The 21,196-nt window shown below is 48.4% G+C and carries 18 protein-coding genes; 11 read left to right on the forward strand and 7 right to left on the reverse strand.

From position 1 onward, the window contains the following. Positions 1-22: 22 nt before the first annotated feature. Positions 23-256, forward strand: a complete 234-nt coding sequence (locus ACN0UY_RS08590; RefSeq protein WP_417666260.1) for a DUF2970 domain-containing protein — start codon at positions 23-25, stop codon at positions 254-256. Here the strand turns inward: ACN0UY_RS08590 and prlC are convergent. Then, complete coding sequence (gene prlC, locus ACN0UY_RS08595; protein ID WP_417666261.1) at positions 231-2,288, reverse strand: oligopeptidase A; 2,058 nt, start codon at positions 2,286-2,288, stop codon at positions 231-233. The two genes, ACN0UY_RS08590 and prlC, sit on opposite strands and share 26 nt — an antisense overlap. A 103-nt stretch (positions 2,289-2,391) precedes the next feature. On the opposite strand from prlC, the gene ACN0UY_RS08600 reads away from it, so the two are divergent. Beyond that, the gene (locus tag ACN0UY_RS08600; RefSeq protein ID WP_417666262.1) at positions 2,392-4,680 is read left to right on the forward strand and encodes a S9 family peptidase; all 2,289 of its coding nucleotides are present in this window, start codon (positions 2,392-2,394) and stop codon (positions 4,678-4,680) included. On the opposite strand, the gene ACN0UY_RS08605 is transcribed toward ACN0UY_RS08600, so the two are convergent. Next, a complete protein-coding gene (locus ACN0UY_RS08605; RefSeq protein WP_417666263.1) occupies positions 4,677-5,396 on the reverse strand; it encodes a M48 family metallopeptidase in 720 nt (239 codons plus the stop codon). The two genes, ACN0UY_RS08600 and ACN0UY_RS08605, sit on opposite strands and share 4 nt — an antisense overlap. 127 nt (positions 5,397-5,523) lie before the next feature. Here ACN0UY_RS08605 and gorA point away from each other — a divergent pair, with 127 nt between their 5' ends. After that, positions 5,524-6,876: a glutathione-disulfide reductase gene (gorA, locus tag ACN0UY_RS08610; protein ID WP_417666264.1), complete on the forward strand. Its 1,353-nt coding sequence runs from the start codon at positions 5,524-5,526 to the stop codon at positions 6,874-6,876. Here the strand turns inward: gorA and ACN0UY_RS08615 are convergent. Next, a complete protein-coding gene (locus ACN0UY_RS08615) occupies positions 6,873-7,547 on the reverse strand; it encodes a DNA-3-methyladenine glycosylase I (protein ID WP_417666265.1) in 675 nt (224 codons plus the stop codon). The two genes, gorA and ACN0UY_RS08615, sit on opposite strands and share 4 nt — an antisense overlap. Positions 7,548-7,649: 102 nt before the next feature. Between ACN0UY_RS08615 and ACN0UY_RS08620 the strand changes: the two genes are divergently transcribed. Further along, entirely contained in the window at positions 7,650-8,399 is a 750-nt protein-coding gene (locus ACN0UY_RS08620) for a PepSY domain-containing protein (protein WP_417666266.1), read from the forward strand. Then, complete coding sequence (locus ACN0UY_RS08625) at positions 8,396-10,039, forward strand: 2Fe-2S iron-sulfur cluster-binding protein (protein ID WP_417666267.1); 1,644 nt, start codon at positions 8,396-8,398, stop codon at positions 10,037-10,039. The genes ACN0UY_RS08620 and ACN0UY_RS08625 overlap by 4 nt, the downstream gene beginning before the upstream one ends. 11 nt (positions 10,040-10,050) lie before the next feature. Here the strand turns inward: ACN0UY_RS08625 and ACN0UY_RS08630 are convergent, their stop codons facing one another. Together ACN0UY_RS08630 and gdhA are read right to left on the reverse strand one after the other, a co-directional pair. Beyond that, complete coding sequence (locus ACN0UY_RS08630) at positions 10,051-11,478, reverse strand: DUF3300 domain-containing protein (protein WP_417666268.1); 1,428 nt, start codon at positions 11,476-11,478, stop codon at positions 10,051-10,053. A gap of 178 nt (positions 11,479-11,656) precedes the next feature. Further along, a complete protein-coding gene (gdhA, locus tag ACN0UY_RS08635; protein WP_417666269.1) occupies positions 11,657-13,009 on the reverse strand; it encodes an NADP-specific glutamate dehydrogenase in 1,353 nt (450 codons plus the stop codon). Positions 13,010-13,150: 141 nt separating this feature from the next. On the opposite strand from gdhA, the gene ACN0UY_RS08640 reads away from it, so the two are divergent. Both ACN0UY_RS08640 and ACN0UY_RS08645 read left to right on the forward strand, forming a co-directional pair. Further along, positions 13,151-13,588, forward strand: coding sequence for a DUF488 domain-containing protein (locus ACN0UY_RS08640; RefSeq protein ID WP_417666270.1), 438 nt, complete (start codon positions 13,151-13,153; stop codon positions 13,586-13,588). A gap of 2 nt (positions 13,589-13,590) precedes the next feature. Further along, on the forward strand, positions 13,591-14,286 hold the full coding sequence (locus tag ACN0UY_RS08645; protein WP_417666271.1) for a 2OG-Fe(II) oxygenase: 696 nt from the start codon (positions 13,591-13,593) through the stop codon (positions 14,284-14,286). Here the strand turns inward: ACN0UY_RS08645 and ACN0UY_RS08650 are convergent. Further along, a complete protein-coding gene (locus tag ACN0UY_RS08650; RefSeq protein ID WP_417666272.1) occupies positions 14,275-14,808 on the reverse strand; it encodes an OsmC family protein in 534 nt (177 codons plus the stop codon). The two genes, ACN0UY_RS08645 and ACN0UY_RS08650, sit on opposite strands and share 12 nt — an antisense overlap. Between ACN0UY_RS08650 and ACN0UY_RS08655 the strand changes: the two genes are divergently transcribed. After that, on the forward strand, positions 14,807-16,486 hold the full coding sequence (locus tag ACN0UY_RS08655) for an NAD-dependent malic enzyme (protein ID WP_417666273.1): 1,680 nt from the start codon (positions 14,807-14,809) through the stop codon (positions 16,484-16,486). The two genes, ACN0UY_RS08650 and ACN0UY_RS08655, sit on opposite strands and share 2 nt — an antisense overlap. Positions 16,487-16,552: 66 nt before the next feature. Beyond that, entirely contained in the window at positions 16,553-17,509 is a 957-nt protein-coding gene (locus tag ACN0UY_RS08660; RefSeq protein WP_417666274.1) for a hypothetical protein, read from the forward strand. A gap of 2 nt (positions 17,510-17,511) precedes the next feature. Here ACN0UY_RS08660 and ACN0UY_RS08665 read toward each other — a convergent pair whose 3' ends face one another. Continuing rightward, positions 17,512-18,720, reverse strand: coding sequence for an Nramp family divalent metal transporter (locus ACN0UY_RS08665; protein WP_417666275.1), 1,209 nt, complete (start codon positions 18,718-18,720; stop codon positions 17,512-17,514). A gap of 116 nt (positions 18,721-18,836) precedes the next feature. Between ACN0UY_RS08665 and ACN0UY_RS08670 the strand changes: the two genes are divergently transcribed. Beyond that, complete coding sequence (locus tag ACN0UY_RS08670) at positions 18,837-20,324, forward strand: SulP family inorganic anion transporter (RefSeq protein WP_417666276.1); 1,488 nt, start codon at positions 18,837-18,839, stop codon at positions 20,322-20,324. A gap of 11 nt (positions 20,325-20,335) precedes the next feature. After that, a complete protein-coding gene (locus ACN0UY_RS08675) occupies positions 20,336-21,196 on the forward strand; it encodes a universal stress protein (protein WP_417666277.1) in 861 nt (286 codons plus the stop codon).

The following is a 21,196-nucleotide window of genomic DNA, read 5'->3' on the forward strand; positions in this document are numbered from 1 at the left end:
TAATTGACAGCACTGAGTAGCCATGTCTTCAGAAAAACATTCGGACAAAACTTCAGACCAAACTTCAAAACCTGGTTTTTTCGATATCGTAATTAGTGTGCTTGCGGCACTGTTTGGTGTGCAATCAGACAAAAATCGCCAACGCGACTTTAATCACGGTAATCCCGCAATTTACGTCGCAGTTGGCGCTGTGTTTGTCATTCTATTCGTAATTTCTCTGGTGCTGTTGGTTAGCTGGGTTGTTCCAGACTCGTAATACCCGTATGACGCAACAAAGCTTCAACGTCTGGCTCACGGCCTCGAAACTCCTTAAATAGCTCCATCGCATCACGTGAGCCGCCGCGCTCCAAAATGGCACGCAAAAAGTCTTGCCCTGTTTCGCGATTAAATATCCCCTCTTCTTCAAAGCGCGAATAGGCGTCAGCTGACAATACCTCGGCCCATTTGTAGCTGTAATAGCCCGCTGCATAGCCGCCAGCAAATATGTGACCAAAGCCATGCTGAAAGCGATTGTACGAAGGCGGTTTTCTTACCGCGACTTCATCACGCACTGCATCAAGAATGGCTTGAATCTGATCGCCCTTCTGGGGGGCATAATCGCGATGAATACGCAGATCAAACAAGCTAAATTCGAGCTGTCGAACCATTTGCATCGCTGATTGGAAGTTACGCGCAGCCAGCATGTTGTCTAATAAATTTTGCGGTAAGGGCTCACCGGTTTCGAAATGGCCAGAGATCATGGCCAGTGCTTCTGGCTCCCAACACCAATTTTCAAGAAACTGTGACGGCAGTTCAACCGCATCCCAAGCCACACCGTTAATTCCTGACACACCAGCAACGTCCACTTTGGTTAACATATGGTGCAGGCCATGGCCAAATTCATGGAACAATGTTAGCACTTCGTCATGAGTAAACAGCGCAGGTTTGTCGCCTACAGGTTTATTGAAGTTACAGGTCAAATAAGCCACCGGCAATTGCAGTTCATGCGTCGCGGTAATTCGACGTACTGCGCACTCTGCCATCCATGCTCCACCGCGTTTCCCTGCGCGCGCATACAAATCTAAAAAGAAACTACCGCGCACATCGCCGTTGTTATCCGTGATAACAAAATAACGCACCTGAGGATGCCATGCTGCAACGTTCTCTTGCTCCTCAATACGTATTCCAAACAATGTTTGAACCACGGCAAATAAACCCTGCACAACCTGTTGTTCTGGAAAATAGGGACGTAACTGCTCATCGGAAATAGCGTAACGTTGTTGTTTCAGCTTTTCGCTGAAATAGCCAACGTCCCAGGCATCTAAATGATCAACACCAAAGTTTTCAGCGGCAAACTTCAGAACATCCTGATAATCTGCATGGGCCTGCGACAATGAATGTTTGGCTAAGTCCTGTAGAAACTGTTCAACCTGATCTGCTGACTCAGCCATTTTTGTCGTCAACGACAATTCCGCATAGTTGGCGAACCCCAGTAGCTCTGCTAGCTCATGTCGCAGCGCTAAGGTTTCAGCCATGATGGCGGTGTTATCAAATTGCCCAGCTTGCGGACCTTGATCAGATGCGCGCGTGGTAAATGCTTCGTACATAATACGGCGCAGTTCAGCGTTGTCCGCATAGGTCATTACCGGCAAATAGCTAGGGAAGTCTAAGCCAAAGCGCCAGCCTTCTTGATGATGCTCTGCTGCGGCAGCTTTGGCGGCCGCAATAGCGCTTTCTGGAAGCCCTGCCAGCATGTCTTCGGTTGTTACGAGGTAGTGCCAGCCGTCGGTCGCATCGAGTAAGTTATTACTGAACTGAGAAGACAGATCAGATAGCTTCGTTTGAATTTCAGCATAGCGTTGTTTCTTATCGGTCGGTAAAGCAATGCCTGACAATTCAAAGTCACGCAGCGTGTCCGTCACAACTTTACGCTGGGCCTCGGTAAGCTGCTCGAAGTTGTCACTTGCTCGCAATGTTTTAAAAGCGTTGTATAAGCCTTCGTGTTGGCCCACAAATGTACCGTATTCAGACAGTTGTGGCAGACAGTTATCGTGAGCCTCTCGCAGTTCTTTCGAACTGACCACAGCATTTAAATGGGATACCGGCGACCAACTGCGCTCCAACAAGTCATCAACCTGCTCGAGAGGCTCCACCAATCCATCCCAGCTGTAGTCACCTGCGGCTACAACCGCCTCGATTGTGTTCTTACAGTCTTTAATCCGTTGCTCAATAGCCGGTATAACATGGTGCGGCTCTATTGCCTCAAACGGGGGTAAATGGTAATCAGTGAGCAAAGGGTTTTGACTCATGGAACATCCTCTTGAATAATGCGTGGATACTTTCGTCTTCTGCATAAGTATGGGCGTCGTGCAATTTTTCAAGGTCACACCGCCCTCACAACAGGGAATTACAATGACACAACAATCAATATCATGGCTACGTCAAACCTTTATTGGCGTCGCTTCCGTTGCCTTTATAGCAGGTTGTAGCACACTTCCGGGTAACGGAGAACAACAGGACACGAATCAATCGACAGGTACAGCAGCTGTTGAATTTGACGCGCTCTATCAAGAAGGCAAATATAATGCCCGTGGCGTTGGCCCAACACGTTGGCTGGCTGACGGCAGCGGCTACACCGTGTTAGAGAGCGCCGAGGATGGTGGTCACCACATTGTACGATACCACCCACAAACCCAGCAGCGAACTGTGTTGGTGAATGCTGAAGATTTACGCCCCGATAATAATTCTGACCCACTCAAGGTTGCCGACTACAGCTGGTCAGATGATGGCAGTAAGTTACTCCTATTCACCAACACGAAGCGCTCATGGCGCACCCATACTCTTGGTGACTACTGGGTATTTGATTTATCCACCAAGAAGTTACAACAACTGGGCGGTAATGCTGACGCGTCAACATTGCAGTTTGCCAAGTTCGACCCACAAGCGACTCGTGTAGCGTATGTGATGAAAAACAACATCTATGTTGAGAATCTTAACTCATCACGTATTACGCAACTGACAAAAGATGGCAGCGACACTATCGTCAACGGCACCTTTGACTGGGTGAACGAAGAAGAGTTTTTCTTGCGCGATGGTTTTCGTTGGAGCCCTGACGGCAGCTCAATTGCCTACTGGCAATTGGACACCGAAGGCACCCCGTTGTTTACCATGATTAATAACACTGATGAATTGTACCCAACGTTAAAACAATTCCCTTATCCAAAAGTTGGCGAGACCAACGCCGCAATGCGAATTGGTGTAATGCCTGCCCAAGGTGGCGATACAACGTGGATGAAAGTTCCTGGTGACCCACGTCAGAATTACTTAGTGCGCATGCAATGGGCTGGCAACAGCTCACAGCTGCTCATTCAGCAACTCACTCGCTCGCAAGCCGTTAATACAGCTTTTTTAGCCAATGCGAAAACAGGAGCCGTGCAACAGCTTTTACAAGAAGTCACCGAGAGCTGGGCGGAATATGTTGATGACCTGCAGTTTATTGACAACGGTAAATCATTTACATGGCTCAGTGAGCGCAGCGGTTTCCGTCATATCTATGTCGTACAACGGGATACCGGACGACTCAGCACCATCACCCGAGGCAACTGGGACGTTATTGAGGTTCTTCAAATCAACGAAAAAGACGGTTGGGTCTACTTTATTGCTTCACCCGAAACACCACTTGAGCGTTATTTGTTCCGCGCAAGTTTAGATGGTAGCGGCAAGCTTGAAAGGCTCACGCCAGATCAACCGGGAACGCATAGCTACCAACTTTCAGCGGATGCGAAATATGCGGTGCATACGTTTTCAAATGTCGAAACGATGCCGATTGTCGATATGATCACGCTGCCAGAGCATAAGAGTATTCGCGTCATCAAAACCAATGATGAGGCTCAGAATGCGTTTGACAAGCTCAAGCGTGGTGCGTTTGAGTTCTTTCAAGTTGAAGCGCAAGACGGTCTGAAACTGGATGGCTATCTCATGAAGCCAGCAGATTTTGATCCGAACAAAGAATACCCTATCGTCTACTACGTTTATGGCGAACCTTGGGGCCAAACGGTGGCAAACAGTTGGGGTGGTGAGCGCTTTTTGTTTCATACCTACTTAACCCAACAAGGCTATTTAGTCGCTTCTGTTGATAACCGCGGTACTCGTTCACCACGGGGTTTTGAATGGCGACGTTCAATTTACAAAAATTTAGGCGTCGTTACCGTTCGCGATCAGCATGACGCTTTGCAGGCAATGCTCGACCGCTGGGACTTTATTGATGAAGACCGGGTAGGCATTTGGGGGCATAGTGGTGGTGGTTCGCAAACCCTTAATGCGCTGTTCCGCTATCCGGACTCGTACCATGCGGGTATGGCGCTGGCGCCTGTACCGGACTTAACGTTGTACGATACAATTTATCAGGAACGCTACTCGGGATTATTGCCGGAAGCCGCCGATAGTTATCGTGAAACTTCGGCAATTACCCATGCCGAAAGTTTACAAGGTGACTTGTTGCTGGTGCATGGAACGGGCGACGATAATGTTCATTTTCAAGGTTCAGAACGGCTCGTTAATGAACTGATAAAACATGGCAAGCAATTTGATTATTTCGCCTACCCTAACCGCACCCATGGGATTAGCGAAGGTGAAGGAACCACGCAACATTTGCGCACCATGATGGTTGAGTTTTTAAAGCAAAACCTACCGACTAATTAATCACTACCTTCGTCGCAATAATCCAGGTAATCCGCGTTCAGCACGGTCACTCCGTGCTGACGCAACCATGCCTCAGCTGCCTGATAATCCGGTGAGAGCTGCGCAACCAAACGCCAAAACGACTTGCTGTGATTAAACTCTTTTAAATGGCACAGTTCATGTATTACCACGTTACGTACCACCCACGGCGGCGCTATCCATAACTTCCATGTGAATTTCAAAGCTTGCTTACGGGTACAATGCCCCCACTTGCTGGTGAAATCACCAATACTCCAGGTACTGGGAGTTAATCCGTGGTGCTCGGGCCATGTTGCAAAAAAATCGTCAAGCCAGGCTTCGGCCTGTCGTTTATACCAGCCAATAACAGTTAAGCGTGGCTCTTTATCCGCCTGACTTCGCGCTGTTTTCGTAACAAACAATTCAGCACCATAACGCTCAGCACTTTTTCGTGTTGCAGTAGCAACTTTCAAGGTCATCGGCTCACCCAGCCAACGTAAGCGCTCACCAGATTCCCACAACCGCGGAGCCAAGGCATCAAGCTGCCGCCGTTGCCGCTGCAAATGCTTATCTATCCACGCGTGCTTATCATTCACAAAGGCGCGAATAGTCGCCTCCGACATATGCCAAGGCGCTTGAACTTCAAGCTTTCCCTTCGCCACCTTGATGGCCAGGTTGCGTCGCCGCTTACTGCGATTGATTTGATAGATAAGGGTCATCGGTATTTTCGTCGGTTAATTGGCTGTATCCGTCGGAGCGCGCATTGCACCCATCTGCGTTTTCAGCGATCATAGGCGCATTCATTTAGCAGATACAACACTCTAGCATGTCACAGGAGTAGAGCACATGACCCGACATTACGATTATCTTGCCATTGGTGCTGGTAGCGGCGGCATCGCCTCAGCGAACCGCGCAGCTATTCGCGGTGCTAAAGCTGCGGTGGTAGAAGCGAAGGCCGTGGGCGGAACATGCGTCAATGTCGGCTGTGTACCAAAAAAAGTTATGTGGTACGGCGCACATATTGCCGAAGCGATTAAATACAGTTCGGCCTACGGCTTCGACCTTGAACAAAAAGGATTCGACTGGAGCACCTTGGTTAAAAATCGTGAAGCTTACATTCAGCGTATTCATGGCGGCTACAAGCGTGGCTTTGAAGGCAATGGCGTTGACTACATTGAAGGCTTTGCGCGCTTTGTTGATGCAAATACTGTGGAAGTTAACGGCGAGCATATTACCGCTGACCACATTACCATTGCAGTTGGTGGTCGGGCAATGATTCCCGATGTACCTGGCGCTGAATACGGGATTGATTCGGATGGCTTTTTTGCATTAACCGAACGCCCCAAGAAATCGGTTGTGGTGGGCGCAGGCTACATTGCCGTAGAAATTGCCGGTGTACTTGATGCACTTGGTTCTGATGCGCATTTGCTGGTGCGAGGCGACCGCCCACTACGTTATTTTGACCATGACATTACCGATGCACTGCTGGAACGCCTTAAGCAAGACGGTCCAGAGCTTCATACTGGGTGCATTATTGAGCGTGTTGAAAAAAATAGCGATGGCACTTTGTCAGTCCATTGCGAAAATGGTCAAAGCATTGATGGGGTTGATTGCCTGGTTTGGGCCATTGGCCGTGAACCAGCCACCGATAAAATAAACCTTGAAGCGGCCGGTGTTGAAGTTGATGAACACGGTTTTATTCGCACCGACAAATACCAGAATACTAATGTGAAAGGTATTTATGCTGTTGGGGATATAACCGGTGAAGCCCAATTGACGCCTGTTGCCATTAAAGCTGGCCGGTTGCTGTCTGAACGCCTGTTTAATAAAGACATGCCAGATGCGCACATGGACTACAGCTTAATCCCGACCATCGTCTTTAGTCACCCAGCCATAGGCACCGTAGGTTTAACTGAAGCTGAAGCGCGCGAAGTGCACGGTGATGATGTAAAAGTTTACCGTTCGCAATTTGCCGCAATGTACAACGCGGTTACACCGCACCGCGCCCTAAGCACATTTAAGCTTGTCTGTACCGGCCCAGAAGAACGGGTTATAGGTATTCACGGCATCGGCGAGGGTATGGATGAAATTCTGCAAGGTTTCGCAGTCGCGATGAAGATGGGCGCAACCAAGGCTGACTTTGATGCCACGGTTGCACTGCACCCAACCAGCGCTGAGGAATTTGTTACGCTGCGTTAACCTTTAACGTCAATTGTCATTGATAATATCCGTGACAAATGACTGTAGGGTAATCCTGTCTCAGCATGCCATTGATTAAAGGCCTGCTGAATTTGCTTGGCGCCTCGTTGACTGTACGGCGAGGCATCAAGCAAATTGTGATTACGCATCGCGGTTAAGTTATCTGGCGTCAGTATATAACCATCCCAACCCACGCGGCGTAACACATGATGCGCGGCGGTTCCGCCTAATCGCGCGCCGTGCTTTTTAAAATAGCGCAGCAAATCAGCTTGCTCGCTTGACGGCCAATTCGCCAAAAACCGACCAAACCCACCGTGTTGCTCAGAGGCCTCAACAATCATGCGAGCGTTAATAGGCACCGTAGCAATTTTCTGCGGATTGCGCACAATACGTACGTCGCGCGCCAATTCATCAAGCCGTTCTGGTGGCACTTGCTGCCAGTAAACTGGCAGAAATCCAGCAAACGCTGCCTCAAAACCTTCCCACTTGCTCTCGATGACCTGCCAAGCAAAACCCGCCCGAAAAACACAGCGCGTCATTTCCGCTAAAAATCGATCATCCGATAGGCGGCTCACCGCCTCAGGTGAAGCCAGTCGCGGCATTCGCGTTAGCAATGCTTGCTCACTGCCCTGTCGAGCTACCGCACGCTCGTAAAAATAGCTAAACTTCATGATGTTCTCTTTTTGATTATTCTTTGAATCAAAACAAACCTTTCTATAGTATTCGTCGATTACACTAAGAAGACAACACCAGTTGCATGCAATAGGAATGAAATGTCACAGCCAACCCAGTCAACAAAACTAACACAGCGCTCAGGCCGCTGGCGCGTTTGGCATCGCTGGTTATCGTTATTTTTCGGCGTGCAGATGGTGCTCTGGAGTATCAGTGGCGCGTATATGGTGTTTTTCGAATTAAGTTTTATTCATGGCGACCATTTAGTCCGGCCTGTGGCTCAACAGTTACCCGTAACAGCTCAGCCAGCCCCTTTAAACGACGTGTTGAAAGCATTCCCGCGAGCTCGCGAAATTACCCTACAAAGCACGTTAATAAATGGCCGCATGGTACCCACCTATAAAATTTTTGGGCATAGAACCACACAACTTATAAATGCACAAACGCTTGAGCTGTTGCAGTTTTCACAAGCAGATATCACCGCAATTTCCAATGCTTATTACGCCGCTACTGACACACCGGAAATTCGATCGGTTGAATATCTCGAGAGCCAAGCGCCGAGTGAGATCAGCTCCAGCTTGCTGCCTGTGTGGCAGGTTAACTACGACGATTTTGCCAACACCAGTTTCTATATTTCCCCAAGAACCGGTGAGTTGTTAACAAAACGTCATGATTTTTGGCGCGGTTTCGACTTCATGTGGATGCTACACATCATGGACTATGAAACGCGCGAAAACATCACCTCTTGGTTACTTCGCATCTTTATTTTAGGCACTGGTGTGTTGATGGTTACCGGCATGGTACTGCTCATTTTTACCTTGCGCCAAAAGCCTACGAAGGTGGCCTCATGATGCGTTTTATGCAATGGCTGCACCGCTGGCTAGGCTTAGTGTTGCTCGTTCAGGTAATTTTATGGTTGGTGTCGGGGTTTTATTTTGCTCTGCAAGGTCACCACGCCATGTCTGGGCATCAATATAAGACCAACCCAACAGGGCTGGTCATACGACAGTCTCGGCCGCAAATTGATATCCACGAGATGTGGGAAATGTATCCTCAGGCTTTATCGATAAAGTTGTACCGTATTGGCCAAAATCCTCAGTACCAGATTAATTTGCCTGAGCAACAGTTATTCCTTGATGGCAACTCAGGTGAACCTTGGTTCACCAACGCGAAACAAGCGGAACAACTTGCTCTGGCCACCTATGATGGTCCAGGTGAACTTGAACAAACCAGCACCATCACAACCACAGCGGAAATTTTCGGGTGGCAAGGTACAGGTTACCGCATTCAGTTTCGCGATGACCTAAATACCCGAATCTACGTGGACGCCAGTAACGGCCGCGTGCTTGACCACCGAAATACCCCTTGGTTGCTTGCTGATTGGGCTTTCAAATTGCACTTTATGGATTATTCGGGTGGCCGTAACTTCAATCACCTGCTGAACTATACCGCAGCATTTTTAGCGCTGTGGTTTACCTTGTCCGGATTGCTTTTGCTGATACGAAATATTCGGCGAGGCGACTTGAACCCCCGTCGTAAGCTGTCCATTTTGGAAGCGCTACAACGCAAACACCAACCCATTGCCAGCGGCTGCGGTGGCGGCGGTACCTGTGGGTTGTGTAAAGTTATTGTCGATTCAAATACGCCGATAACCGACGCTGAGCAGCGATTGATCGGCACCGCCGAACTCGCTCGCGGGGTTCGCTTGGCATGCCAGCATCGCGACCACGGGCAGGCTGTACAACTGTTGAACAGCGACGCCAAACGGTATGAACTGACTCTCACGCAGCGGCAACCGTTGTCGCCACTGATCACTGAGCTAAGATTTACCGTTGCCAAGTCGTTTGAATATCGGGCTGGGCAGTTCATGCAATTCGAAATTCCACATGAATCCAGCTACCTGATGCGAAACTACTCATTTGCCAAGACACCTGATTCGGGCCGTTCTGATAGAACCGAATTGGTGTTTTTGATACGCACGATGCCAGCACCTTCGTTAAATGTTCCAGTTGGTATTGGCTCCAGCTATTTGTGTCAGTTACAGCCTGGCGACACGGTGTGCGCCACTGGCCCATTTGGTGATTTCTTAACAACTGATCCAACTGTGTCCGCTCGCCCGCAGATTTATATTGCTGGCGGCGTAGGTATCGCCCCGATAAGAGCACTCGTTCAAGCTGAGTCTGCTCAGGGACGCGCTATGCACCTATTCCATGGCGCGCGCACCAGCGCTGAATTAATTTATCGCGATGAGTTTGTGGCCATGGCGAACTTGCACTATGTACCGGTCATTTCTGACACAACAGATCAAGATATTGAGCAGGTGCAACTAGGAAATATTGATGTGGCGGCCGCGCAATGGTTACAAAACCATCCGGGTGACTATGACTTTTATGTGTGTGGCCCGCCCGCCATGTTGCAAGCAACATTGGCGATGCTGGCCTCACTCAATGTCGACTCAGCGCGAATTCGCTTCGACGACTTCGGTATTTAACACAAGGCCTTTTAAAAGTCCTTCATGCGGTTTTGCCCACTGCGGGCTGGCTGTGTAGTCGGGGTACGCACATTCGCTCGAGGCGATGCACCCACCTGCGGCCGTGACGTTGGTGTACGGTTATAGCTAGGCTGCTGCGCCGGTTTATAAACCGGTGCTTTGGGCTGCGTGACAGCACGCTGTGGCGCTTTTACCTGTGGCACCGCGCGTTGACTGCGCTGTGGTGTCGGACTACTCATTTTTTGCTGGCCCATATAAGGCTGGCGAACATTATTTTTCCGCACTGCAGGTTCGCGTACTGTTGGCGTGCGAACGATAGCATCGCGTTTTGGCCGTGACGTTTCACGTACAACCGGATCACGCCAGTTCGACTGTGTAACACGACGTTGCGTTGGAACATTTTTAACCTCAGTACCGCGCAATGTGCGGATCACCCGTTCTTTGCTTGGGCGTTGATCAAAACTGGTGACATTTCTTGCCGCGACACTTTTGGCAGGCATCGCGCGTGAGCTAACCGTTGGACGGACTACTTGTTGCCCATTGTTTACCATGTAGTACTTCGGCCGCTCCGGCTGTAAATCACGGTGGCGATAAACCACACCACGTCGATGATTCGGATTGTGATACCAACGTTTGGCATCTTGGCCTTTCATCCAATAATCACGGCGCTTCTTCGGCGGTGCTTGGTAATAATGATTGTTAATCACCACATAACGTTGTGGCCAGTAGAAATGACTGTAGTAATAATGGCTTGGCACATTGTAGCTAATGCCCCAATAGATACCGGAGCCAATACTTACAGTTAACGATGGGCGCGACCAGAACACTGGCGGATGGCTATTCCACCACCAAGGTCCGTATACCACGCGTGTGTCATAATAAGGTACATACACCACTTCACGGCGAACGTTTTCGATGACAATCGTTTTGTCTTCGCGCTCAACGCTCACGTGCTTATTTGACCGCAAATTACCTGCCGTATAGGCATGGTCACGCAACGTTTGCACGCGCGCTAACACATCTTCTTGCTGAGCAAGAAAAGCCTCACCAACGGCTTGCGTCCATTCCAGGTCATCGCTCATTTGCTTCAGCACCTCGGGCGTACCCACCAGCGCTTTCACGCTGGCATCCCAAGGCTCGTTTGCTGCCTGCTCCAAAGCTTCCTGTGGCTGCAGATGGTCGTTTTTACTTACCCAGCGTTCTGCTTGAACTACTTCTAACGGGTAGGTTGCTGCAATCAGCACATGTGAAAGCAAACTGTCGGGATACAGCGCAATCGGCGCCAGTAGCCTATCAAGTTCAGCCTGCGAATAATAAACGGATTCTGCTTGCACTGGCTCGGCGTGCGCAGCAACTGGAACCAACGCAGCGCCCATCATTGAGACTGAGCCAAGTAAAGCAACCGCACTCAGGCGGGCTTTTAAATTAAATTTTTGCATGCTTCTTGCCTCCAAACGGCAGATAGCAACAACCGCTATCAGATATTAGTTTAGTCGCCTTTTTGCACAGTTTAGTTGCGTAGAATTATTAGTTTTTTGTAAAGATAGGTAAAAATAATGCTAGCCAACTGAATTAACTAGCATTTTAGGTTGAGTTATAACGACAAAATTGGTGAAATTAAACCAAGCCTTGCTCAATCATGGCGTCGGCAACACGTTTAAACCCAGCAACATTAGCGCCTAACACTAAATTTCTCGGTTGACCAAAGTCGTCAGCTGTTCGGGAAATATCTGTGTAGATATTCTTCATGACTTGCTTTAAACGTTCATCAACCTGTTCAAAGCTCCAACGCTGCATGCTGGCATTTTGAGCCATTTCTAGTTGGCTCGTCGCCACACCGCCGGCATTAGCAGCTTTGCCGGGTCCATAGGCAATAGAGCTTTGTTGTACTGCATCAAAAGCAGCTTCGGTAAGTGGCATGTTCGCGCCTTCTGCGATACCGAGACATCCATGCTCCAGCAAGCACTCAACATCGGCCCGGGTCACTTCATTTTGCGTGGCGCAAGGAAACGCCAAATCAACGTCATAGCGCCATACTTGATGGCCATCCTCAGGATAATCGTCACGCGGCGTATATTCGGCACCCGTGTGTGTTTCTAAATACTGCTCAAGTCGCTTATGTTGCTGTTCTTTTAGCTGCTTTATCAGGTCCAGATCGATACCGGCCTCATGATAAATTGTGCCTGATGAATCGCTGCACGTTACCGGCTTCGCACCTAGCTCATAAAGTTTTTCCATGGTGTAAATAGCTACGTTTCCTGAGCCCGAAACCGCACACCGCTTACCGTCGAGCTCGACATCGCGATCTGCCATCATATAATTGGCGAAGTACACACACCCATACCCTGTGGCTTCTTTTCGCGCGTGAGAGCCGCCCCATAATAAGCCTTTGCCCGTTAAAACACCGTCAAAACGATTGACCAAGCGTTTGTATTGACCAAACAAATAGCCAAGTTCACGTGTACCTACCCCAATGTCGCCCGCGGGAACATCCGTTTGTGGCCCAATATGGCGAAACAATTCCGACATAAAGGATTGGCAAAATCGCATAATTTCGGCATTCGACTTCCCTTTCGGATCGAAGTTTGCACCGCCTTTACCGCCACCTATAGGTAGACCTGTTAACGCATTCTTAAAAATTTGTTCAAAGCCTAAAAATTTAATGATGGAGCCATTTACGCTGGGGTGGAAGCGCAGACCGCCTTTGTATGGACCAAGCGCTGAATTGAATTCAATTCGATAGCCTTTATTGACTTGTACTTGACCATTATCATCCATCCAAGGCACACGAAACATAATCTGGCGCTCTGGTTCAACGAGTCTGGCAATGATGGCTTGCTCGCGGTATTTTGGGTTTTGTTCTAATAAGGGTTCGAGACTCTCCAGAACATCTTCAACTGCTTGATAAAATTCAGTTTGCGCTGGGCTGGTTTGCTGCAGTTGTTCAATCGTGTTACGGATATATGTCATCGGTTGTCCTTAAGTCGTAAAAAGGGTAGAAATTTGGCGACCTCTTGATCACACTAGCTAATCACACTAACTATAATCTACGCGCAAAAAAAGCTTTTGGCTTAAGTAAAGCTAGTTTAGTTGACTCTTTGAAGGATTGTAATGGCTGCATATTTCATTCAATTTAAGCGTGTTTATGATGCTACAGACCCAACTGACGGCGAACGAATATTGGTTGATCGGCTATGGCCGCGTGGTATCAAAAAAGAACAACTCGCGCATTCAATCTGGTGCAAAGAGGCTTGTCCCTCTAACCAGTTACGCAAACAATACCATGCCGGAGATATTGATTATTCGACGTTCGCTAAACGCTATTTTTCTGAATTGGAAAACCATCCGGAAGCGCTTGTACCTATCATGCAGCGGCTACGCGAGGGCCCGGTTACCTTGTTAAGCGCAGTTAAACAATTTGAACATTCTCACCTGCCAGTGTTAAAACATGCTGTGATACAGGCCCTTAACCGCGAAGACCAACAAGCTGACGGCAATGAGTTCAATTCGGCTGTGTGTTTTGGTAAAGATTTTAATTACTGGGGATAATTGTGAGTAACGACTTTATTGAAGTTTATGATGATGCACTTTCAGCAGAGTTTTGTGACAAATTTATCAAGTTATTTGAAAACAGCCCGCATAAGCAACCTGGCCGCACTGGTGGTGGTGTGGATAAAGACAAAAAATTAAGTGAAGACCTTTATTTAAATCAGCATCAAGATTATGCCAACGAGTTAAAGACTATTTGCGATATAACCACTAAATATGCACTGGAGTATTTTAAGAAATATCATTTCGCATTGATCGCGCCGGTTGCTTTGAAAGTAAAACATCCCGTTACCGGAGCGCCGGTAAATTTAACCCATGAAAATTTTGACGAAATTGCAGCGGGAAAAGAACAGGCCTACATGCAATTGCTATATCGCCTTGGCCCTATTCAAGCTCAAAAATATTTAAAAGATCAGGGCAACTATAATTACTGGCACTGTGAAGTTTATCCGGAAAAAAACAGTGTTGAAGCGCTGCATCGTAGCTTGCTATTTATGTTTTATTTAAACGATGTAGAAGACGGCGGCACCACCGACTTCTACTATCAAAATAAAAGCATCAAGCCAAAGCGTGGCCGCATGGTTATAGCACCCGGTTATTTCACACACACCCACCGCGGAACGGTGCCAAAATCCAATGATAAGTTCATTTTAACCAGTTGGATATTGCTCAACCCGGGACAGCAATTATTCGGCTGATTTGAGCACTTGGCCGGCGTCATCCAATACGGTTACATCAACCTTGATGCCATTTCGAACACTTTGAGTGACCACACAGAAATTCTCAAATTGGTCCAAAACGCGGTCAAGTTTGTCGATACTAGCGGCTGCTTGACCAAGATTTAACTCGACTTGCATGCTACCGATACGAAGTCGGCCCTCAACGCGCTCCATGTCACCTTGAACCTTAGCTGTCACCATACCCGGGTCGCCTTTAAATTTTCGAATAGCAAACATCAAACTTGCGGCAAGGCAGTTGGCAACGGATGCCGCAAGTATTTGACTCGGCCCCGGCCCTTCGCCATGCCCAACAGGTTCAGGTTCATCCGTGATGATCTGTCCAAACTCGCCAAAATCAACCTCAAACTTATAGTTGTCGATTAACTTAAGTTTCACTTCAAACGCCGGATTTCCCATGCCTTCCTCCCATTTTTCTGCAATAATTGCGGATTCAGTCACCAAACTGCCACTTAATAACGTCGCGCGAGGAGAATGATTCATGAAGAATCCGCTGTATATTCCTTATGCAGGCCCAAATTTGCTTGAAACACCGTTACTTAACAAAGGTAGCGCGTTTACTCGCGAAGAGCGAACTGCGTTCAATCTAACCGGTTTGCTACCGCCGCGCTATGAAACTATCGAAGAGCAAGTAAAGCGTTGTTACATGCAGTATTCAAGTTTTGATACCGCCATCAACAAACATATTTATTTGCGCGCAATTCAAGACAATAACGAAACACTTTTTTATCGCCTCCTGCAGCAGCATCTTGAAGAAATGCTGCCAATTATCTACACCCCAACAGTAGGCGATGCGTGCGAACAATTCTCTGATATTTATCGTAGTTCACGCGGTTTGTTTATCTCATACGAAGACCGTGATCAGATGGAAGACATCTTGCGCAACGCAACCAAGCAAAAGGTGAAGGTGATCGTTGTAACTGACGGCGAACGCATTCTTGGTTTAGGCGACCAAGGTATTGGCGGGATGGGCATTCCTATCGGTAAACTTAGCCTTTACACCGCCTGCGGTGGTATCAGCCCTGCATACACTTTACCTGTGTGCTTAGACGTGGGCACCAACAATGAAAAGCTACTCAATGACCCAATGTATATGGGTGCGCGGCATAAACGCATCGATCAGAGCGAATACAAAGCTTTTGTTGACCGTTTTATGAAAGCGGTACGTCGCCGTTGGCCTGCAGCCATGGTGCAGTTTGAAGACTTCGCACAACCCAATGCCATGCCATTGCTACGTAAGTATCGTGATGAGTACTGCTGTTTCAATGATGATATCCAAGGCACCGCTGCGGTTACTGTTGGCACATTACTGGCCGCGTCACGCAGCAAGGGCATGCAGCTAAAAGATCAAAAGGTCGCGTTTGTTGGCGCTGGGTCGGCTGGCTGCGGTATTGCCGAACAAATTATTCAGCAAATGGTCGCTGAAGGCTTAACCGATGCCCAAGCTCGCAGTCAAATCTACATGGTCGATCGTTTCGGTTTGCTGACTGAAGGCATGAGCGATTTGCGTGACTTCCAACAAGCCCTAGCACAACCCCTCGACCAACTAACCGATTGGCAGCACAGTGGGGAATATGCCTCGCTGCTTGATGTCATGCACTGCGCCAAGCCTGGTATTCTTATTGGTGTCTCCGGACAACCTGGCTTATTTACCGAACAAGTCGTTCGCGCCATGCATCAATATACCGAACAACCGATTATTTTCCCGTTGTCTAATCCGTCACGGCAAATTGAAGCGCATCCAGCACATGTCATCGAATGGACTGACGGTGAGGCCATCATTGCAACAGGCAGCCCGTTTGACCCGATAAAATATAAAGGCCAGGAATATGCGATAGCGCAATGCAATAATAGTTATATATTCCCAGGTATTGGGCTGGGCGTTATCGCCATAAAGGCGCGCATTATCTCCGACGAGATGCTGATGGCAGCAAGCAATACGCTTGCTGATGAATCACCGCGAGTTAACGGCGAAAGTGATAGTCTGCTGCCTCGAATTAGCCACATCGCTGAATTAAGTAAAAAAATTGCCTTTAATGTAGCTAAAGTCGCCCAGCAGCAAGGTCTTGCCCTCGAAGTGAGTGACGATACTTTAAAGGAACGCATTGAGGCTAACTTTTGGAGCCCCGAGTATCGCCATTACAAACGCGTAAGTATTTAATTAATCGAACTAGCGAATCGACCTATTTCCTTGTATGTTCAATACAACATGACGCAAGGAGGTCGAATGCGCTGGAGCATTTTTTGCCTGTGTCTGCTCCTCAGCCCTGCTGTTCTTGGTCAAGCCAAAGAATCCGAGGAGCAGCCACCGGAAGAGGAGGCAATAATTGATGAATTCCGAGCTGGCTTAACCAGTTCGGTGAATGCCACTGCAGCTTGGTTAGACTCCTTTTTTGCCGAAAATATTGATCCAGAGGCATACGATACTGCCTCGGGAAGCCTAACCCTTACACCCGTTTGGGATGAATATGATGGCTTTAAATTGGATTCAAGCTTTCGTGCCGCTGTGGTGTTTCCTCATGCAGAACGAAAATTCTCAGCAATCATCGGGCGCGGCGACTTCGATGATTTCATTAACGACTCTCAGCAATCCCGTCCTTCAATCATAAGACGCAACCAATCTGACGAAGAATGGATGCTTGGCTTGGGTTTCGACCCGAACTTAAGCCAGAAACACAGCTTGTCTTTTGGCGCCGGTATTCGTGGAGGCTTAAAGCTTGATCCTTACCTTCGAGCCCGCTACCGCTACGAGTCGATTCTTGGTGAAAGCACAGAAGCATCGCTGCAAAGTGTCGGTTTTTGGCGCGATAGCGACGGCTTTGGTATTGCTCAAACTGCAGCGTTTGACTTTATTTTGGCACCCAACTGGTTTGCGAAAGTTTGGGGCCGAGCAACCTTTGCCGAACGAACAGAAGGCGTCCGCTGGAATACATCACAAAAGCTCTATTATATTTATCATTATGAACGCGCTGTCGGCGCTGAAGTTTGGTGGTCAGGTGAATCGGAACATGAGGTGCCCCTCAGAGATTACGGCCTGCGGGCACTCCATCGCAGCAGATTTAAACGCGAATGGCTGTTTATCGAGGGCTGGGTTGGACTCCATTGGCCACGAGAAACTCTCATTGAAACACGTAAGCCGCGATGGATTATCGGCTTAGAAGTGGAAATGTTGTTCGGCAAATAGAATCATAACCATCCCATTGCCGAAGCAATACTGCGGGCGCCAAGTCCGATAGCTACCGCACAAACCAACCCACCAAGGATGTTCTGCAGCAGTGAGTTACGGTGCTGCGCTAAGCGCGGCTGATTGCATACCCAGACCAAAAATAGCGCCATAAAAGGTAACAACAAACCATTGGCAATTTGCGCAAAAATAATCACTTCAATCGGCTTCAAGCCCAACGAGGCAATAACTACACCCACGAGAAGAATCGTGAACCAAGTGGCCCGAAATTTCTTATCTTTGAGATTGTTTGAATAACCCAGTACACCACTTAAGGCATAAGCTGAGGCCAGTGGCGCCGTCAATGACGAAGATAACCCCGCAGCAAAAAGTCCTAATGCCATAAAGGTGGTGGCGCTGTCGCCAAATAGAGGCTGTAGAGCTTGCCCCAAGTCAGCCGCACCTTGAATAGTAATCGCCTTACCGAAGAATGCCGAAGCGGCAGCCCCCACTATCGCCATTGAAATAAGTCCACCCAAAGGAATCGATACATAAATATCTTTACGTGCCGCACCAAGGTCGTCCGCAGATTGCCACTTTTGCGCACAACTTGAAGAATGGAGAAACAAATTATATGGCACAACAGTGGTACCAATAAGCGCCACCACCATCAATATGCCGCCGCTTGGCACCGACGGTACCAAAAGCCCACCTAATAAGGCACTCCAATCGGGTTGAGTCAGTAGAAAAGTTGCCAAAAACGCGACACTCATGAGCAGCACAAGGCCAATAAGCACCTTCTCGATAACTTTATAACTGCCTTGCCATAAAACCACTGCTGCTAGTACCCCGAGAACAACGGGAATATAATGGCCATCAATTGGCAACAAGTCGGCTAAACCAAGCCGCGCACCGCTGATATTCCCCCCCTGATAAACACTGTTACCAATAATAACTGCAGCAAAAATGAGCAGCACAACCATCCGCCGCAGCCAAGGTCGTGAAATTCCCGCACGAATGTTTTCACCCAGACCTTGCTGCGTGACCACCCCTAAACGCGCTGCCATTTCTTGCAAAATCATGGTAGCAATAACCGAAAACACCAATGCCCACAACAGAGCGTAGCCGAAATTAGCACCCGCTAACGACGCCGTAACAACTGTTCCTGGCCCGATAAATGCTGCCGCAACAAGGGCCGCAGGGCCCATCGTGAATCGTGCTTTTTGTTTCATTATTCACCTATTTCCTGTAATATCCGCGGCTTCTCGCAACAGCGAGTCAGTCTTCGTCTATAGTTTTGTTTTACTTTATAAACAAAACCGATCCCAAGCAAAGAAGTGAATACTACATGCTAAAGTCTGTACACCAAAACTGGTTTTCGAACCTTCGTGGTGACGTGCTGGCAGGACTCGTTGTGGCGTTGGCCCTAGTTCCTGAAGCTATTGCCTTTTCCATTATCGCTGGCGTTGACCCTAAAATTGGTCTTTATGCCTCTTTTTGCATAGCAATTATCATTGCCTTTGTGGGTGGGCGCCCAGGCATGATCAGTGCCGCAACAGGTGCGATGGCATTGTTAATGGTCACTTTGGTAAAAGACCATGGGTTAGAGTATCTACTCGCTGCCACCTTGCTTACAGGTGTATTGCAGATTGTTATGGGCGTGCTAAGGCTCGGCTCATTAATGCGCTTTGTGTCACGCTCGGTTGTCACTGGCTTTGTCAACGCGCTCGCCATTTTGATATTTATGGCACAGCTACCGGAACTGACCAATGTAACTTGGCATGTTTACGCAATGACCGCTGCTGGCTTAGGTATTATTTATCTGTTCCCCTATGTGCCGCTGATTGGCCGCTTAGTACCCTCACCGCTTATTTGCATCATTGCGCTCACTATTGTGGCTGTCATGCTGAACCTTGATATACGCACCGTGGGGGATATGGGTGAACTACCAGATACACTGCCGGTGTTCTTATGGCCTGAAGTGCCGTTAACGCTCGAAACCTTAGCAATTATTTTCCCTTATTCAGCTGCGTTGGCCGTTGTTGGTTTGCTCGAATCACTCATGACGGCCACCATTGTTGACGATTTAACCGACACCACCAGCGACAAAAATCGCGAATGCCGCGGGCAAGGTATTGCTAATATCGGTGCTGGATTAATGGGCGGTATGGCTGGTTGTGCCATGATTGGGCAGTCTGTGATAAACATCAAATCAGGCGGGCGCACACGCCTATCTACATTGCTTGCCGGGGTGTTTTTATTGGTTATGATTCTTGTACTTGACGAGTGGCTAAAAATCATCCCAATGGCAGCTCTCGTTGCTGTGATGATCATGGTTTCTATCGGTACGTTTAGCTGGGATTCAATTCGCAACCTGAAGAAACATCCACTTTCAACCAATATCGTGATGGTCACTACCGTCGTGGTCGTTGTTGCGACACACAACTTGGCACTGGGGGTTGGTGTTGGCGTGCTATTAGCGGCGATGTTCTTTGCCAACAAGATTGGCCACTTTATGGTGATTCAATCGCGCATCAATGATGAAGGTTCTGAGCGAACTTACGAAGTTATTGGCCAAGTATTTTTCAGCTCGGCTGACAAGTTCATTGATTCGTTCGACTTCAAAGAGGCCCTTGATCATGTCATCATCGACCTTCACAAAGCCCACTTTTGGGACATTACGGCGGTTGCAGCGCTCGATAAGGTGGTCATTAAATTCCGTCGCGAAGGCGCTGAAGTCGAAGTGCGTGGGCTCAATGAAGCCAGCGCAACCATCGTTGATCGATTTGGTGTGCACGATAAACCGGACCCCGCCGACAACATTATGGGCCACTAAGGAGAACAAAAATGACAAGCGTAGTCGCCTGTATTGATGGCTCAAAAGCAACTGCAGCGGTATGTGATTATGCCGCGTGGGCTAGCTTGCAACTGCAAGCGCCGCTGACGTTACTGCATGTGCTTGATGAAGGCCGTTATCCAGTTAATACCGATATGACAGGTAATATCGGCCTCGGTAGTCGCGAAATGCTACTTGATGAGCTCGCTGAACTCGATGCGCAGCGCAACAAACTGGCTTTGCAGCAAGGGCACCATATGCTTGAAGCTGCGCAAAATCGCGTGCGTACCAATGGTGCAGAGCAAGTTACCCTGCGCCAGCGCCATGGCGACCTAGCGGATACCCTGACCGGTATGGAGGCCGACACACGGCTGTTTGTATTGGGTATTCACGGCGAAGAGACCAGCGAGCTAGACAGTGGCAAAAACCATATTGGTAGCCATTTGGAAACTGTTATCCGCAGTGTACACCGCCCGATATTACTCACGCCTGAAAATTACAGCCAACCTAAAAGTGTATTGCTTGCTTATGATGGCAGTGAAACAACACGCAAAGGCGTGGATATGGTTGCACAGAGCCCGCTATTCAAAGGGCTACCTATTCATGTTGTTATGGTGGATGCTGATACGGTAGCCAATCAAGAGCAACTTGAATGGGCGAAAGACAACCTTGAGCAACAGGGTCATGAAGTTCATGTCGTCTTGTTAACCGGCGATGTAGAACCGACTCTACACAGCTATCAACGTGAACATGAGCTCGACGTTTTGGTTATGGGGGCTTACGGCCACTCAAGAATTCGTCAATTCTTAGTTGGCAGTACCACCACCAACATGCTAAATAATAGTGACAGCCCACTGCTTATTTTACGCTAA

The organism is Pseudidiomarina sp., assembly GCF_048268165.1.
GTDB lineage: Bacteria > Pseudomonadota > Gammaproteobacteria > Enterobacterales > Alteromonadaceae > Pseudidiomarina.

Coding starts and splice junctions, on each gene's coding strand:
- ACN0UY_RS08650 (WP_417666272.1), bottom strand. CDS start 14,808: ATGAATCATTCTCCTCGCGCGACGTTATTAAGTGGCAGTTTGGTGACT.
- ACN0UY_RS08605 (WP_417666263.1), bottom strand. CDS start 5,396: ATGACCCTTATCTATCAAATCAATCGCAGTAAGCGGCGACGCAACCTG.
- ACN0UY_RS08655 (WP_417666273.1), top strand. CDS start 14,807: ATGAAGAATCCGCTGTATATTCCTTATGCAGGCCCAAATTTGCTTGAA.
- ACN0UY_RS08630 (WP_417666268.1), bottom strand. CDS start 11,478: ATGCAAAAATTTAATTTAAAAGCCCGCCTGAGTGCGGTTGCTTTACTT.
- ACN0UY_RS08670 (WP_417666276.1), top strand. CDS start 18,837: ATGCTAAAGTCTGTACACCAAAACTGGTTTTCGAACCTTCGTGGTGAC.
- prlC (WP_417666261.1), bottom strand. CDS start 2,288: ATGAGTCAAAACCCTTTGCTCACTGATTACCATTTACCCCCGTTTGAG.
- ACN0UY_RS08615 (WP_417666265.1), bottom strand. CDS start 7,547: ATGAAGTTTAGCTATTTTTACGAGCGTGCGGTAGCTCGACAGGGCAGT.
- ACN0UY_RS08640 (WP_417666270.1), top strand. CDS start 13,151: ATGGCTGCATATTTCATTCAATTTAAGCGTGTTTATGATGCTACAGAC.
- ACN0UY_RS08665 (WP_417666275.1), bottom strand. CDS start 18,720: ATGAAACAAAAAGCACGATTCACGATGGGCCCTGCGGCCCTTGTTGCG.
- ACN0UY_RS08600 (WP_417666262.1), top strand. CDS start 2,392: ATGACACAACAATCAATATCATGGCTACGTCAAACCTTTATTGGCGTC.
- ACN0UY_RS08620 (WP_417666266.1), top strand. CDS start 7,650: ATGTCACAGCCAACCCAGTCAACAAAACTAACACAGCGCTCAGGCCGC.
- ACN0UY_RS08660 (WP_417666274.1), top strand. CDS start 16,553: ATGCGCTGGAGCATTTTTTGCCTGTGTCTGCTCCTCAGCCCTGCTGTT.
- ACN0UY_RS08625 (WP_417666267.1), top strand. CDS start 8,396: ATGATGCGTTTTATGCAATGGCTGCACCGCTGGCTAGGCTTAGTGTTG.
- ACN0UY_RS08590 (WP_417666260.1), top strand. CDS start 23: ATGTCTTCAGAAAAACATTCGGACAAAACTTCAGACCAAACTTCAAAA.
- gdhA (WP_417666269.1), bottom strand. CDS start 13,009: ATGACATATATCCGTAACACGATTGAACAACTGCAGCAAACCAGCCCA.
- gorA (WP_417666264.1), top strand. CDS start 5,524: ATGACCCGACATTACGATTATCTTGCCATTGGTGCTGGTAGCGGCGGC.
- ACN0UY_RS08675 (WP_417666277.1), top strand. CDS start 20,336: ATGACAAGCGTAGTCGCCTGTATTGATGGCTCAAAAGCAACTGCAGCG.